9 protein-coding genes are annotated in these 15,640 nt (G+C 50.2%); 2 read left to right on the top strand and 7 right to left on the bottom strand.

The genetic code is table 11. From position 1 onward, the window contains the following. Window positions 1–169: 169 nt before the first annotated feature. On the top strand, window positions 170–1,672 hold the full coding sequence (locus ABC336_RS21445; protein WP_413240565.1) for a chitobiase/beta-hexosaminidase C-terminal domain-containing protein: 1,503 nt from the start codon (window positions 170–172) through the stop codon (window positions 1,670–1,672). 94 nt (window positions 1,673–1,766) lie between these two features. Here the strand turns inward: ABC336_RS21445 and ABC336_RS21440 are convergent, their stop codons facing one another. Together ABC336_RS21440 and ABC336_RS21435 are read right to left on the bottom strand one after the other, a co-directional pair. After that, a complete protein-coding gene (locus ABC336_RS21440) occupies window positions 1,767–2,591 on the bottom strand; it encodes a DUF4432 family protein (RefSeq protein ID WP_413240564.1) in 825 nt (274 codons plus the stop codon). A gap of 140 nt (window positions 2,592–2,731) precedes the next feature. Continuing rightward, window positions 2,732–6,055, bottom strand: coding sequence for a DUF5107 domain-containing protein (locus ABC336_RS21435; RefSeq protein WP_413240563.1), 3,324 nt, complete (start codon window positions 6,053–6,055; stop codon window positions 2,732–2,734). A gap of 149 nt (window positions 6,056–6,204) precedes the next feature. On the opposite strand from ABC336_RS21435, the gene ABC336_RS21430 reads away from it, so the two are divergent. Continuing rightward, window positions 6,205–7,080, top strand: coding sequence for an AraC family transcriptional regulator (locus tag ABC336_RS21430; protein WP_413240562.1), 876 nt, complete (start codon window positions 6,205–6,207; stop codon window positions 7,078–7,080). 66 nt (window positions 7,081–7,146) lie between these two features. Here the strand turns inward: ABC336_RS21430 and ABC336_RS21425 are convergent, their stop codons facing one another. The 5 genes from ABC336_RS21425 to ABC336_RS21405 form a co-directional block, all read right to left on the bottom strand. Then, complete coding sequence (locus ABC336_RS21425) at window positions 7,147–9,699, bottom strand: glycoside hydrolase family 97 N-terminal domain-containing protein (RefSeq protein WP_413240561.1); 2,553 nt, start codon at window positions 9,697–9,699, stop codon at window positions 7,147–7,149. Between the two features lie 44 nt (window positions 9,700–9,743). After that, window positions 9,744–11,843 (bottom strand): alpha-galactosidase, encoded by a 2,100-nt coding sequence (locus ABC336_RS21420; RefSeq protein ID WP_413240560.1) that lies wholly within the window; start codon window positions 11,841–11,843, stop codon window positions 9,744–9,746. A gap of 53 nt (window positions 11,844–11,896) precedes the next feature. Then, entirely contained in the window at window positions 11,897–13,516 is a 1,620-nt protein-coding gene (locus ABC336_RS21415; protein ID WP_413240559.1) for an extracellular solute-binding protein, read from the bottom strand. A 60-nt stretch (window positions 13,517–13,576) separates the two neighbouring features. Then, window positions 13,577–14,431, bottom strand: coding sequence for a carbohydrate ABC transporter permease (locus ABC336_RS21410; RefSeq protein WP_413242573.1), 855 nt, complete (start codon window positions 14,429–14,431; stop codon window positions 13,577–13,579). Between the two features lie 120 nt (window positions 14,432–14,551). After that, the gene (locus tag ABC336_RS21405) at window positions 14,552–15,520 is read right to left on the bottom strand and encodes an ABC transporter permease (protein ID WP_413240558.1); all 969 of its coding nucleotides are present in this window, start codon (window positions 15,518–15,520) and stop codon (window positions 14,552–14,554) included. Between the last annotated feature and the right edge of the window lie 120 nt (window positions 15,521–15,640).

Raw genomic sequence — 15,640 nt, 5'->3', positions numbered from 1 at the left:
CTAAAGATTTCTTTACATTTCATATACGGGCTCATTCGACATGATAGAATGCAAGGAGAAAATAGTACATTAGAACTACAAGAGAGGATGGTACATGTGATGTCAACTAGTATTGGCGAATGGAAAGTTGCACGGGATGAGGTCTGTGAAGGGAGGCAGTCGATCTAAGATGAAAAAAAGAATGGGCGTCATGTTAGTTCTTTTGTCTGTAGGAGCTACCCTCCTTGGAACAGCAGGGAATCAAGCGGATGCTTCGGTTGAGTTAACGGCACAGCAAAAATTCGATGCTTTAAAAGAGAAGGGCATCTTGTCGGGCTTCGAGGGCGGCGACGCTCGTCTCGATCAGAATATGACTCGTGCACAAGTTGCCAGAGTAACTGCCTTGCTCACCGGTCTGGAAGGCATAGGGACACCGAATACCAAAGAGGTAACGGAGAAGCCCTTCGAAGATGTGAGTCTTGATGCGTGGTATGTAGGAGAGATTGGTGCTGTTAAAGAAGCTGGCTTTATGGAAGGCTATACCGATGGCAGGTTTGACCCAAGTAAAGATATAACCTTTCAAGAGATGGCAGTCGTTCTTGTACGGGCTCTTGATCTTCATCTTGCGGATTATGCGCGAGTAGAGGGCGCCTCAGATTGGGCTGCGAGGCACATCAAGGCCTTAATCGATGAGGGTTTTGATCTTCCAACTAACTATAAAGAAGCTGCCACTCGCTCGGACTTGGTATCTGTCACCTATCAGGCAGATCTGGTCATCACATCAAAGGAGAACGAGATAAAGGCAGAAGAGCTTAGGGTGCAAGAAGAGCTGAGGATAGCAGAAGAGCGGAAGAAAGAAGAAGATCTGAAAAAAGAGGAAGAGCTTAAAAAAGCAGAGGAAGAAAGGTTGGCGGAAGAAGAACAGTCAAAGTCTACAGAACCGCCCCTGATTTTCTATCCGATTCCATCACCGAATCCCATAGTAGTTAATCCCACTCCGGTTCCAGTCTTGACCGTTGCCACGCCGACAATACTTCCTGCAGGCGGCGCAGTTGAATCAGGGACGCTAGTATCGCTTAGCGTAACAGATGACGCAACCATCTACTATACAACAGATGGCAGTACGCCGACGAGGACAAATGGTCACGTGTATAGCGCTCCGATCGTAGTGGATCGTGACATGACAATCCAGGCACTTGCAGTACATCAAGGCATGATAGACAGTCAGATCCTGTCAACGTCCTACACGATAACCGTGCAGCCATCGGCTCTGGATTGGATCAACGAAGCATCGGCATCCGGGGATTGGACCGGAATTGACGCGTCGACTTTCACCAATGCGGAGATTTCAGGTGTTACAGCAGATAACCTGATCTCTATCCAGTATTATTTGGAAACCGATGCAACGCCTATGCCAAGAACACCACTGCAAATTCAAAGCATTGTTGACGCAGCCATTGAGGATTTATCGGTACAGGCCATATTTTATTATTTGAATCCTTTCGGTGGCGGTTCTCGCCCTACCGTAGAAGTATTCGAGAGCGCTGGCATCACTGGCGTCGATGCCTCCAATCTGGATGCCATCTTAGATGAGCTAAGTCTGGCTTACCAGGAGTCCAGAAGCAACCCATTTGCAACACCGATGTCTACAAAACAAGATATTCAAGATGTGGTCGATCTTTTCATCCGTTAAACGGGATACGAAAGAGCTGCTCGCACAGGGCTCATCGTCTAGCTTGCTCAGCCCGGGGTCAGCCTCCCGGGCATGAAGCAAAGGAGCATAGTCATCATCCTTGCTCCAGACGCTCGCTATTGGATTCCAGACAAACCTCAAGCCGCCATGTCGCCGTCTCACCGCCGGCAACCTGCTTCACTTTCCCTCTGTTATACGCTTCCTGTACGGAATCCAAATAGCCTGTCGCGGGTTCGGGGGCAAACGTATAATCACCAAACGCGCCATAATGCGCCCATATCGCCAGGTAAGGAATCTCCTCGGGTGAGAAACGAAAAACAATGCCAGCCCCGGAGACCGGATCGCTGATCGCGGCATATCCTTCTTGCAAAGGCTCGGTAAAATAATACTTCTCGGCATGGCCGCTGGACGCGCCCTCCAGGGTGGACAGGTCTGTAATCCCTCCATCCTGGGTGCGCGCCAACGGGTAAGAGGCCATAGCATGCAGGCTGCCCAGACGTCCCCCATGAGAATAAGTTAGCTGAATAGCTCCTGCAGCGGGAATCGTATGGAGCTTCATCCCCGGCTCTACCTGCAGCAAGGGATGCGCTGCCCATAAATACGAAAATGCTGCGGCTGCCCGGTTCACCAGTTCATATGCGATAAGGAGCCGGTTGCCTGTCAGCGTGAGCGTTTTTCGCAGGGTATACGGAAGTTCGACTCCATCGATCTCCATACACAACCCTTCGCCTTCACATGTATACCGCCACGGTCTGTTCCATACCTCACCATGGTCCGGAAAGGTGATATGCTGCCAAGGCTTGTCCGGGCACGCCGAAGGCGTTATCGTCGGGAACATCTCATCCCAGCCGCCGCGGTCGCCATCGTCCCAGTTCATTCCCGGCCGCAACGGCTCCCACGGACGATGGGTCCGATACATCCATTCTCTCTCCATCCTTTTGTCGAACAACGATACCATTTTGCTTCCGCGTTCCGGCACCACGGTCACCGCCAGGCTGTCATTTTCGCCTCTGAGGCATGTATAACCCTGGCAGGTAAATGCCTTCCAAGTCGTCTCGTTCATAGGCTCAACTGTATATGAACACGGGCACCGATATGATTGCCGTTCATACGCAATACCGCATCGAATTCATCCTTGGCAGCTTTTTTGCGGTTCAGACCTAGCAGACCCAGACCTCGCATAAACCGGCAGTGCATTTCATTTTGCTTGTTCAGATCCTCGTCAAACACGAGGAAGTCCGGAAGCGAAACCGCAAAGTAGTCGATCTTCACATCGTCAAACAGATGCTTCTCCGCGTAGTCCACCAGTTTGTTGAAGCGGCGTTTGGCCTCATGCGTATCCTGGAGCTTAAGCCAGGCCAGACCCTGGTAAAAAATCATCTCCGGCGGCTGATCGTTATAGTACATCGCGCTGGTCGGCTCCTCAAGCCCTTGGGAAGCCGTGCGGAACGCGGACTCCGCTTGCTCCTGCTGCCCCAGTCCTTCATAGCAGCAGCCCAGGTAATAATAAATATTATTTTCCTGTGCGCCCGCCAGCTTGCCTTCTCCGAGATTGAGCGGGTAGACAAGCGCCTTGCGCAGCAGCTCCTCCGCCTTTGCCAGGCTGCCCTGATCGATATTCCGCTTGGCCAGTTCCACATGCGCCAGCACATATTGGCCGGTCACCTTGCCCTCGCCGCCTTCCCATGGATGGAAGTTCCGCGCAGCCAGCCATTGAATCGCCTCGTCGTGCTTGCCCAGCAGATTATGCAGCGTGACATATTCGATGTACAGATCGTCGCGGTCCGAGACGAGTTCGGCATGCTGCTCAAGGAACACAAGCCGTTCGCTCGCCGAACGTCCGATTTTTTTGTACAGCTGGTCCAGCTCGAACAAAAGTCTGGCGTCGCTCGGATCGCACTGCAGCGCCTTCTCCAGCGAAGCTCTTGCAGCTGCTGCATCCCCTTGTTTGTTGTAGTAAGCGAGCGCCAGGTTCCGGTGGACAACCGAATAGCTGTCGTCGATAGAGCGGGATTGCTCCCAGTAACCGGTCGCTTCCTGATGGCGTTGCTTGTCATACAACAGGTTGCCGAGGTAATGACGGGCGCGGGCATCCTCGGGACGGATCGCAATGACATGCTCCAGCACCTGCAGCTCGAACAGCGTATTCGGGAAGCAGTAATCAGGCGCCGCCTGCCCTCCGGCAGCAAGATAGCGGCTTGCAGTCGCTTCTTGACCTAGCTTGCCGTACAAATAACCTAAGGTGTAATGGACAAGCGGATCTCCCGAATCAGGCAACAGAAGCAACACATTGGCGGCTTCTTCGTACAGTCCGGCAGCCGCATAGTCGGAAGCTGCTTCCAGATAGTTCTTTGCTTCGCCGCGCAGCAGCGTCCGGAGCTGCTGGAGCGCTGCGGCGGCCCTCTCTTTCTTGCCGGACCATTCACGGGCAAGCGCCAGCTCATAATGGGCGACAAAGTCGGCGACGTCAAGTGTGACCGTTTCTTCTGCGCATGCTTCGGCCTCGTCATACCTGCCCAGCTTGCGAAGCGCGGCTGCCTTGATGTTGCGGGACTTGTAATTCCGCGCGTTGCGAATCAGCGAGCGTTCAGCCAGCTCCAGCGCTTCAGCGTACTTCCCTTGTTCGGCAGCAATCTGCGCCAGCGAGAGATACCCTCCGTCCTGCCACGCCGCACTCCATACCGCTTTATAGAATGCGGAGAAGGCCTCCTCGAGACGTCCCTGCAGCTTCAAGCTAAGTCCGAGCTGGTAATAGGCTTCGCCATCATACGGATTCGGATTGCGCCAGGTAACCCGCTTCACGGCTGTGCGAAAATGGTGCTCGCTCTGCTCGAACAGGCCTCTGCGCAGCAGCAAGGTACCATAGGCGATATTGATCCGGCTATCGTTCTCGTCGCGCCTCAGTCCTTCGAGGTAATACGCCTCCGGCTCAAATGTCGCGTGGCGGTACTGCTCCAGATGAAGCCCCGCCAAATACAGCTCTTCATTGGTGGCCAGCTCCGACGGTTCAGGCAACGGCTTGGCGGCATCCGGCACTTGCTCGATCCCCTTGAGCTTCGGCTGATAGGATATCAGCACCTTGCCTGCAGCATCCTTGATCTTCAATTCGAGCTGATGCTCCTGTACGCCCGCTGCAAGCTGCACCTGAGCGGAATACGTCACTGCCGGCGTCAGCGTCGCCGTCTCGGAGAGCAGCAGACCTTCTGGACCTGCGAGCTCGATGACCGCAGCTTCGTAACGGGAAGTTACGTAAGCATACAGATGAGCCTTCCCCAACGCTTCATCCACCTCAAGGTTGATCGCCGCTTCCGTTGACGCATTTTTGACCACGCCGATATTTTTGTAGGGCATGAAGTATTGAGTAAAGGTTTTTTCTTCATAGGGCTGGAGCCAGGTGAAATCCGGCTGGTTGTCCGTAAATACGCCGGTCATCAACTCGATGTAAGGACCATCTTCGTCCGTCAGATTCCTGTCCCATGCCTGGCCAAATTCGCCGTTGCCCCATGTCCATTGCTTTTTGCCCGGTGAGATATGATGGTTGGCTACATGCAGCAGGCCTGCCTGGACAGCATGATCATAACCGCCCACAAAATTGTAATCCGACTTGTACGCCATATAAGAGGTTGGCACCGGAATATTCTTGTAGCGCGAAATGTCGACGCCCGATGAATAGTCCATCTTATAATAAGTGCCGGTTGCGATCGGGAAGCGGGATACATCGCGTTTGCCATGATCGAAAACTGCCGTCACATCCGGGGGGAACACCGTTTGGGTATGATCGTTGACGGCAACTGCCGGATTGGCCCACCACAAGAAGGTTTGCGGCTCTGCGGTGCGATTGTACAATTGCGCCGATATTTCCAAATAAGCTTTATCCGGGTGCAGCGTAAAACCGGCCGTTACTTTGGTTCCGTACATCCGGTCGATTTCGCTTACCCATACCGTCGCGCTGCCATCCGCTTTCTCTTCCAGTCTGTACTCGACAGGTCCGTACGTGTTCGGGCGGTGATGCTGCGGCCAGTTGAATTCAATGCCGCCGGAGATCCATGGACCGGCCAGTCCGACCAGTGCCGGCTTGATCACCTGGTTGTAATACACAAAATCGTAATTGTTGGTGCGGTCCACCGCGCGATAAATACGTCCGCCCAATTCCGGCATGATTTCAATATGAAGATATTCGTTTTCCAGAACGACAATTTGATAAGGCACCGGCTTCTTCTCGTCCTCGATCTTTTCGATTACGGGATGCGGATAGACTCTGCCCGAGCTTCCCTGGTAGACTCTTTTCTCCAGGAACATAGGATTTTTATTCGGCTTCCCCACGCCATAGGTCGGTATCTGAACCGTTTCTTCCCATATCTTTGTCGTTGAAAGTGACTTCATGATCAACAACTCCTTTGAATGAACTAACTGACAACTATACAATACATTACAGCCATCGACGCTACAATTCACGAAATTCGGAACATGATGGACTATATTATGATTTGGAATTATAATTACTCTACACGCGCCAAAGGGGGGATTTGCCTGTGAAAAAAAGCGATGGTTTCGAATCGGAGAAGCTCATGGTGCTCCCCGACTACTTGTTAGAACAAATTGCTTCGCATCCGTTGAACCGGATGTTATATGTTACGGATATCGGTTTCTTCCCGCGAGCGCGCCACCACCACAGAGAACGGCCGCATGGCTGCGATACATGCATTCTGATCTATTGCGCTCATGGGGAAGGCCATGTCTCTATGAACGGCGACCACCATAAGCTTACAGAAGGGACACTCCTCGTCATCCCGTCTGACACGCCGCATGCCTATTGGACAGAAACCGATCGACCCTGGACGATATACTGGTTTCACTTCAAAGGCGAGCAAGCCGATGCGTACGCTGCCTTACTTCACGCTGGGGAAGGGCCACTGACTCTCCACGTTCAAGATTCCGAAAAATTCATCCGATTGTTTCACCAATGCTTTGATCTCCTGTCCGACAGCGCCTATTCCACGTCACATCAGATTCTCGCTATGCAGACAGCGGCTTACGCGCTCAGTTTGCTTGGACTCATCTCCGAGCGTGAACACGAGGATCGAAAAAAACAAACGATTGAAACGGCGATTCATCTCATGAATATGAAGCTTGAAGAGAGCCTGACGCTGGATGAAATCGCTCAATATACGCGAATTTCCAAACCGCATTTAAATTTTCTTTTCAAAACGACCGTTGGTTTTGCCCCCATCGATTATTACCTTCGATTGAAAATGCAGCGAGCCAGCCAGCTCCTTGATTTGACAACCCTTAGTGTAAAGCAAATCTGTCATTCCCTTGGCTTTAAGGATCCCTACTATTTTTCAAGGTTGTTTCGCAAAATTATCGGGCTTTCGCCCACAGATTATCGCAACAAGCCGAAGGGATAACGTTGAGACCATGCCAAAAAGGGCTGCAACCGGCGGCTTGCTCGCCGCCTGTCACAGCCCTCCATCCTACGCCTCTGCAATAATAGAAAAACCGTAAATATGAGCTGCCCGGCCTTCATCATTGTAAAGACGCAATGTATTGTTGCCCGCTTGCATCCAAATGCGAATTTCACGCTGATCTTTTACATCCCAAACCGGGAAGCCCCAGCCGGCTGTACTGTGCAAATTGGTTCTGTACGTGTGCGCTCCCCCGTTAAGCTCGATGCTGAGGTCCCTGCTTTCCCCTGCACAGTAGTCAAAGCGCATGAGATAATAGCCATCCTCGGGTACCATAATATGGTCAAATGCAAGCTCGCCGCCATTCCCCAGACCTGTAGCCTTCTGCGCGCCCGCTGCATCCAAGACAAATTCCGCGCCACCCTTTAGAATGCCTTTTCCAACAGGCACATACCATTCTTTTGGCGGGTTATTATCAATAATATGAATCCGTTCCAAGGCAGGCACAGCCCCTGCAACACGCTCAAAGAACAACGCGCTCTCGCCGCCGGCGAACGGAAATACTACATCTTTGGTCATGAATATTTTAATAGAGCCGCTTTGCGGCATGTCCATATCCACCTGGTTGATGCCGTCGCTTATGCGCAGCGTCCAAGGCTCTTGGGCCGCATAGAACAGTCTTATGGTTTGATGCGTATCCGTTGTATGGACTGAAAACACAACACTGCCATTGAGCAACACCGCCTCCTGTCCATTTTCATAAACGACCGGCTCGCTGCCTTGCAGCGTCTGTCCCGCCAATGCCAAGTACTCTATTCTTGCTTCACTCATGTAGCCGGAACAAATTCCTTTGGGCAGGTCCGAGATTTCTCGTGCGATATAGATTCCGCCACCGCCGCTTTTGAGAAGCGGAAGTTCGATGACATCGGCAGAAGTTACTTTGATACGCTTCACGTTCATTAATTCGCCGCTGGAGTCATCCTCATAGATCTCAGCCTCATACTCGCCTTCAGGCAGGAAGTCCATGCTCAGACGCACGATCATCGCTTCGTTCGTAATACAGCCGATCAACCACTCTTCACGCGAACGGCGCATCATCGCTGCATGATGCCCTGGAAAACCAGACAGCACCTTCACTTCATCGTATACAGGCTTCATGCGGCGTAAAAAATCGGTCCCTCGCCAGGCCTCCAAATAATAAATGGAAGCTGCAATATGCGCCGCGCCGGATTCATAAACGACGGATAGCGCCAGTTGATGCCCTAACGTCGTATTGCGGTTGTGGTTTGAAAACCCAGTCGGCGTATAATCCATCGGACCGATCACATTGCGCGTAAACGGAACCGTACAATTGTGCCTGGCGTCCGGCAAGCCGCCCCACATATAATGTTCCAGTCCTAAAATTCCCTCTGCGGTCATAAAATTCGGCCATGTGCGCCCTTCACCCATACATTTGGTGGATCCATGGAAATTAATCATCAACTTGTGTTCCGTCATGATCTTTGCAATCATCTCATATTGCCACATCGTATGCTGGGAATCGTTCTGGAAGAAATCGACCTTAAGCCCGTCTACCCCGCAGCTTGCCCACAACGGAATTTTCTCTTGCGCTTTCTCCGGGGTGTCGATATACTGCATGGCGCTCCACAGCCATACAACAATTCCCCTCGAGTGGGCATAATCGCAGAGCTCTTTCAGCCAGGTGATGTCCCAGTCCGCATCCACGGTGAGCCCTTCAAATCCGACACCTGCCGCAAAGTCTACATAACGTCTTTGCTCGGTATATAGCTGAGCGCTATTCATATATTCCCACCAGCCCCACAAACAGCGGCCCGGCTTGATCCAGCTCGTATCCTCCATCGCAGCAGGCGGATTCAAGTTATAATTGATGGTTGTATTCACCAGTTCGTTCAGGTCGTCTGTCGCCACAATGACGCGCCAGGGCGAGGAGAACGGAAGCTTGCAAGAGAGCGGTCCGCCCCTTTCTTCCGGAGCGAACTCCAAAGACATGGTCCGCTCTCCGGCTCCTCGCAGATGACAGGAGCAATAACTGCCATCGGTGTTATACACCTCAGCTTCTGTAATCATGACCCAGCCGCCATGGTCCGCGTGAAACAGGCTTGGCATCCCGTAATCTCTGCCTGCTTTGTCTTCCCAGCCGGTATGGTCATAGGTACCCTCATAGCTGCTCACCCAATGCTGCAGCCACAGATCATTGCAGGTCTCTGGCAGAGAAAAGGTTGTTGCTTCACGTATGACTTTCATAGGTTTCTCTACATCAGACCTTACTTGATAGCGGAATGCAGCGCCATCATTATAAGCTCGCGCACACAGGACAAATGTATACGCGCCGCACGCAAACGCTAACGTCATTTCATTCGCATGATTTTCATACACGGCTTTTTTACCCGCTGGTATCGAATAGGTCTCCTCAACAACAGCACGAGCTTCATTTACAAATCGAAAGCCTGTTGTGAAGTTTTCTATATCACTTTCAAAGCCAAGCTTGCTTTGCTCGATTACCGCTCTGCCATTGCGCTCCACGGTGTAACGCAACTCCTTCTCGGGAGTCTCAAAAACGGTGAGATTAACAGCTTGATTTGGCGAATCCAATTTCCACATGAGTGCAATCTCCTGTCTTAGGTTATTCAATAATCCTCACAGCTCTATCGCTCCGGCAGCAAGCGCACCATGCAGCTGGCATAATCATGGTCCAGTGAAACACGAAGACCATGGTTCATCAAATAGGCGCCTGAATAGTTCTGCTGTTGCTGCCCTTCTGCTTCTACCCGATATATCGTTCTCTCATCCAGCCCTCTTGGACGAATAGTAAACGCTGTGCGCCAGCGAGAGGGATGATCGAGGAAGGCAAACAATACGCTTTCTTCTCCATTCTCGTATTGCACGGCCTGCAGTCCATCCACCGGCAGTGAAGCCAATCGGTGTAACCGCCCAAACTGAATAATCGAACGAATGTCTTTATAGAGAGCCACATACGTTGTCAGAAGCTCCATTTCCTCTTCCGTACATTCATTGAGGTTCATCCCAATGCCAAGTGCGCCGCACATGGAGCAATGCAGCCGGAACAACAGCGGCATAGCGCGTTTGCCGTGATTGCCCGAATCCGTCACCCAGGCACGCATATACTTGATGGGGTACAGATAGCTATATCCTTCTTGAATCGACAACCGGTCCAAAGGATCTGTGTTATCGCTGGGCCAGAATTCATCGAAATAGCGCATGGCCCCATAATCCACGCGGCCGCCGCCGCTCGCACAAGCTTCCCACTCCACCTCGGGATGCAAGGTTCTGAGCGATTCGATAATATGATAAAATCCTCTCGTATGCCGGTACCAGATGGTTTTAAATTCACTGCGGTCCAACAGCGCAGAAGCAACCTCGCTCATGCCCCTGTTCATATCCCATTTGATATAGGAGATCTCATTCTCCTTAAGCAGCCGGTCAATCTCCGCAATGATATAATGCTGGACATCCTGTCTTGTCAGATCCAGCATATACTGGTAGCGCCCCTCCATCACCGGACGACTGGCGTAATGATAGACCCAGTCAGGATGCGCGCGGTACAGCTCACTATCGCGGTTGACCATCTCGGGCTCGATCCACAAACCGAACTGCATGCCATAGCTCTTCAGCTTCTGGGTCAAGGGAGCCAGTCCGTTTGGAAACTTCACTGCGTTTACCTGCCAATCCCCCAGCCCCGCATGATCATCGCTGCGTTGTCCAAACCATCCATCATCCATGACAAACAGCTCCACACCGATGCGTGCGGCCTTTTCGATCAGCTCCACCTGCGCCTGTTCATTTACATCAAAGTAGGTGGCCTCCCAGGAGTTGTACAACACGGATAGCGGCTTATCTGCCAACGGCTTGGGCATGACATATCGTCTGGAGAACTTGCCCATTGCATTCGACATGCTGTCAAATCCGTCCGGTGAATACCCCAGATATAGCGCCGGCGTTTCCAGCGCTTCCCCGCCTGCCAATCTCCATTCAAAGTCGGTATCGTTCATCCCCGCCAAAATATTCAAATATTCGTACGGCGTTTGTTCCAACACAACTTTGAAATTGCCCGACCATGCCAGCGCGCCGTAATAGACCTCGCCGTACGTTTCTCCTGCATGTTGGTGGAGAACAAAGCTGGGATTGGCGACATGCCCTGTTGCGCCGCGCAGACTTTCCAACACCGTTTTTCCGCCGGCGATGGTTTGTTCATAAGCGTCAAAGTCAGCGTTCCACATGCCATTGAAGTTTTTTAGATGCCAGCCTGCTCCAGGCAGCGAGCATTCTCCCGAATGCAGCCGCTCCACGGTAACGATTTCGTCGCCGACGTTTTTTACGGTGCGACGCTTCTCGATGATATCCACATCTTCATACACCTTGTAATGCAAGTACATTTGAAGCGGATACACCGTGTCTTCCAGGAGCACCGTGAGTTCATTATTGTCAATGGTGTGCCCCGCATAGCGATAACGAAAATCTCTGACGCCGTCGGCAAACGTGACTTTAAAAGAGGTTTCTTTGAACCGCATCGTTCCAAAAGAGGAGCATTCTTCTCTCTTGACATCATAGATGGGATGAAAGCCCTGCTCCCAAACATAGGGCTCATTCTTGAAATCCTCTACCGTATCGATGCGCGCCCCCCAATAGAGATGCCGCAAGAGCCCTTCCTGGTCTACACAAAAGCTATAGGAACAATTGCTTGTGTTTAACAAAAAAACATTGTTATTGCCATGGATAATAGCCATCTTAGATCTCCTTTAAAAACGTTTCTTTAACCGAAAGCGTAACGCTCGCAGGCTTAATTGTTCTCGGCCGCATTGTATAACTCCATTCGAGCCTTGTAGTTAGTCGTGTAAATATCTTCAATCTTCACGGCATTATTGGCTTCCAATTCCGCAATCATCTCTGTGTACATCTTGTCAATGTCAGCATGAGAATTTGCATACACCATATTGGAAAAGCTATTGTCGATAATATCCTTGATTTTTTGTTCGCTCAATGCGTCAGGCGTGCCGCCCTTTGGACCGAGATCATCATACAGCGCGGTATCCCATGTCGAGCCTTCCATTGATTTCAGGGCATGCTCATTCACACGGTCTCTGTTGTACCGGAACATCAGATCATAAGGCGTACCATCTTCGCCCAAGCCATTCCGGATCATCCATGTCCATTTGCGCGCGCCTGTTGTTTTCGAGAATTCCGCCCAATCCGCACTGATGGCATCCAACGCTTCTTGTGTCGGGACATGAACACCGTTCTCCATATTCCAGTTCATGCCCTCCTTGCCCCACATCAGCAAATATTGCCCTTCTTCACTGGCCAGGAAGTCCAAAAACTTGATCGTTTCTACCGGATGCTCATTGGCTACTGTAATACCGACGCCATCCCATCCCAAGGAGCTGCGAGGACCGAATGTGGTTTGGTCCGGATCCACACCCGGGGCAGTTACTTTAAACCCGTAGAACAGTTGATTTGTATCCTCGCCATGTTCAGCGCGGAATGCACTATTGGCTTCATTCACGATACCGCCCGCCGTCGCAAACACACGTCCGCTGGCTGTTTTCTGCTCATAATTTTGGGCCTTATTGATGCCCCATTCACGGTCCAGCAAGCCTTCTGTATAAAGGGTGTTGATGAATTTGATCATGTCCAGGTAACGCGGATCTCTCACTATAAACTCAAGACGGCCGTCCTGCTCATAATACGTCTTCATCCCATACATGGCTTTGAATGAACCCATGATCGTAGGCATGTGATCTGCGTTCACTGTCATCGGTATCGAAGGATTCCCGTTTACCGTTGGATATTTAGCTTTAAATTGCCTTAGCAGGTCTAAAAATTCTTCCTGAGTAAAGGAATCACCGGCCATTGCGCGCTCGCCATATCCGAACTCTTCCAGGATATCCATACGCATATTAATCGCCCAGTTTGGATCGGGATCCAGGCCATACCAGTTGTTCAAATAATAATTATGGCCATCCTCATATACACTTTTGGAAAGCACGTCACCATAACGCTCCTTGATATTGGGAGCGTGCTCCTCAATCAAGTCATTCAGCGGAATCAATGCTCCACCGGCAATATATTTGTTCAAGGTTGCTTCGCGTCTGTCAATTAAAACAATGTCTGGCAAATCTCCGCTAACTAACATCAAATTCAATTTTTCATCCGGGTTTCCGGTTGGTTGCTGAACCTCGATAAAAACACCTGTACGTTCTGTGATCTCTTCTGCAACAGGATTAGTAAACGGATCACCCACATTTTTATCAAACAAAGTCAAGGTAATCGGCTTGCTCGCGGTACTGTTTCCTTCTCCCCCCGTAACGTGCTCACCCGCATTTTTGTTTCCGTTGTCGCTGCATGCACTCAACAGCATAGTGGATGCAAGTACCGCTGCCATAAGGATTCTTTTTCTCATTCTGATACCCTCCTATGATTGAACTCGCTTCTTGACGAGACAAGCTTTGATTTGTCGCGCTTAGCCTTTCACTGCCCCAATAAGCATGCCTTTCAGGAAGTACTTTTGCAGCAAGGGATACATAAGAATAATCGGCAATGTAGCTACCATAGTAACGGCCATACGTATACTCTCACTGGATACCGGCAGCTTGCGCTGTTCATTGGCCAGCTGCTGTGCCGCGCTTAACATGTCATTGGTCTGAAATTGATTAAGAATTTTCACCAAAACAGCCGACAACGTTTTCAACTTCGGATTGTAGGTATAGATATAAGAATCATACCAAGCATTCCAATGACCAATGGCCGAAAACAAAGTGATCGTAGCCAAGACCGGAGTACAGACAGGTATAATGACTTTCAGAAATATCTTAATGTCATTCGCGCCTTCGATTTGTGCCGCTTCCTCCATTTCTTTGGGCAGATTCTCCATGTAGGTGCGTACTAGGATCATCCAAAAAATACTCATCATCCCGGGGAAGATAAACACCCAAAAATTATCAATCAGATTCAAGCTGCGTACGACCATGTAAGTTGGAATCAAGCCGCCGCTGAAATACATCGTAAATACAAAAAACAAATTAATTCCACGCCAGCCCACAAGCTCTCTTTTACTTAGTGCATAAGCCAGCATGGAAACGCAAGCCAGCGTAAGAGGCACGCCAATGACCGTTCGAGCGACCGTCACGACGATGGAATTCAGAATTTCCGCATCGTTCAATACGGTTTTGTAGCTTTCCAAGCTGAAATGGCTTGGCCACAGCATAAATTGTCCGTAAGTCGGGTCCGACGCATCATTCAGGGACAATATGAAAATATGCCAGAACGGGAAAAATGTAATGATGAACAATAACAATAAAAATCCGTACACGATCATATTGCCCGATAGAGTTCCCAGCGTATAACGCTGTGACCAATTGCTTCTAGCGCGTGTCTTGTTCCGCCGCGCAACTCCATTCTCCATTTCCTTTTCCTCCCCCAGCCGCCTGCACAACGTTTAGAACAGATGCGTTTGGCCCATTCTTTTAGATATACTATTTACAGTAATCACCAGAATAAAGGCAATGACTGATTTGAACATACTTACAGCAGCCGCATAGGAGAACATGCCATTCTGAATGCCATAACGGAATGAATACGTATCAATGACATCGGAATAGGATCTGTTCAGTGAATTCCCCAGCAAAAAATATTGATCAAATCCGGTATTCATCAAGTTGCCGATGTTCAAAATCAGCAGAATGATAATCGTCGGCCTCAGCATCGGCAGCAAAACGTGCCAGATCTGCTTCAGACGATTGGCGCCATCCACTTTCGCTGCTTCAAATAACTCCGTCGGAATGGCAGCAATGGCAGCGAGATACATGATGGAATTGTAGCCCATATCTTTCCAGGCATTCGACAGAGCGATAATGATCCAGAACATCTTGCCTTCCTGCATAAATAAAATCCCTTGTTCGATTACTCCGATTTTCATCAGCAGTTGATTGACAGGTCCTTCCGCGGACAACAAGGTAATAACAATACTCGCAGCAACAACCCATGAAATAAAAAAGGGTAAATAGGAGGCTGTTTGTACCGTCCGTTTAAACCAGTTGATTCTCACTTCATTCAACGCAACTGCGATGAAAATCGGAAGCACAAACCCGATCGACAGCGTTAGCACACTCGAGACCAACGTATTGCGCATCACTCGCCAAAAATCTTGTCCTGAAAAGAAATAATCAAACCACTGAAACCCTACAAAATCCGCTTTGAAAAGCGAGCCCCAAAAATCTCCTAGCGTCGGCTGGTAGTCTACAAATGCCATATACAAACCAGCCATAGGAGCGTAGGCAAACAATACTGCCCATAGAACGCCAGGCAACAGAAGGATATAAAAATATCGCTGTCGCACCATTTTTTTTAGGGTAGGATTGTTTAGAAACGGCTTTCTCTCGCTGCTTCGATCCACCTCACCTTGCATTCTCCCGCCTCCTCCAATCCAAATTAAGTTTATAAATTTATCATAAGGAATCTTGTTTTACATGGCTATATCACGATGTTCCGATTTCTATCTGAAAAAAACGGACTTTCCCAATATGAC

The sequence above is a fragment of the Paenibacillus jepli genome, assembly GCF_047238105.1.
Classification (GTDB): domain Bacteria; phylum Bacillota; class Bacilli; order Paenibacillales; family Paenibacillaceae; genus Paenibacillus_D.
The sequence above is the reverse complement of the archived record's forward strand: the minus strand, read 5'-3'. Positions and strand labels throughout refer to the sequence as shown.

Coding starts and splice junctions, on each gene's coding strand:
- ABC336_RS21435 (WP_413240563.1), bottom strand. CDS start 6,055: ATGAAGTCACTTTCAACGACAAAGATATGGGAAGAAACGGTTCAGATA.
- ABC336_RS21405 (WP_413240558.1), bottom strand. CDS start 15,520: ATGCAAGGTGAGGTGGATCGAAGCAGCGAGAGAAAGCCGTTTCTAAAC.
- ABC336_RS21410 (WP_413242573.1), bottom strand. CDS start 14,431: ATGATCGTGTACGGATTTTTATTGTTATTGTTCATCATTACATTTTTC.
- ABC336_RS21425 (WP_413240561.1), bottom strand. CDS start 9,699: ATGTGGAAATTGGATTCGCCAAATCAAGCTGTTAATCTCACCGTTTTT.
- ABC336_RS21415 (WP_413240559.1), bottom strand. CDS start 13,516: ATGAGAAAAAGAATCCTTATGGCAGCGGTACTTGCATCCACTATGCTG.
- ABC336_RS21420 (WP_413240560.1), bottom strand. CDS start 11,843: ATGGCTATTATCCATGGCAATAACAATGTTTTTTTGTTAAACACAAGC.
- ABC336_RS21445 (WP_413240565.1), top strand. CDS start 170: ATGAAAAAAAGAATGGGCGTCATGTTAGTTCTTTTGTCTGTAGGAGCT.
- ABC336_RS21440 (WP_413240564.1), bottom strand. CDS start 2,591: ATGTATCGGACCCATCGTCCGTGGGAGCCGTTGCGGCCGGGAATGAAC.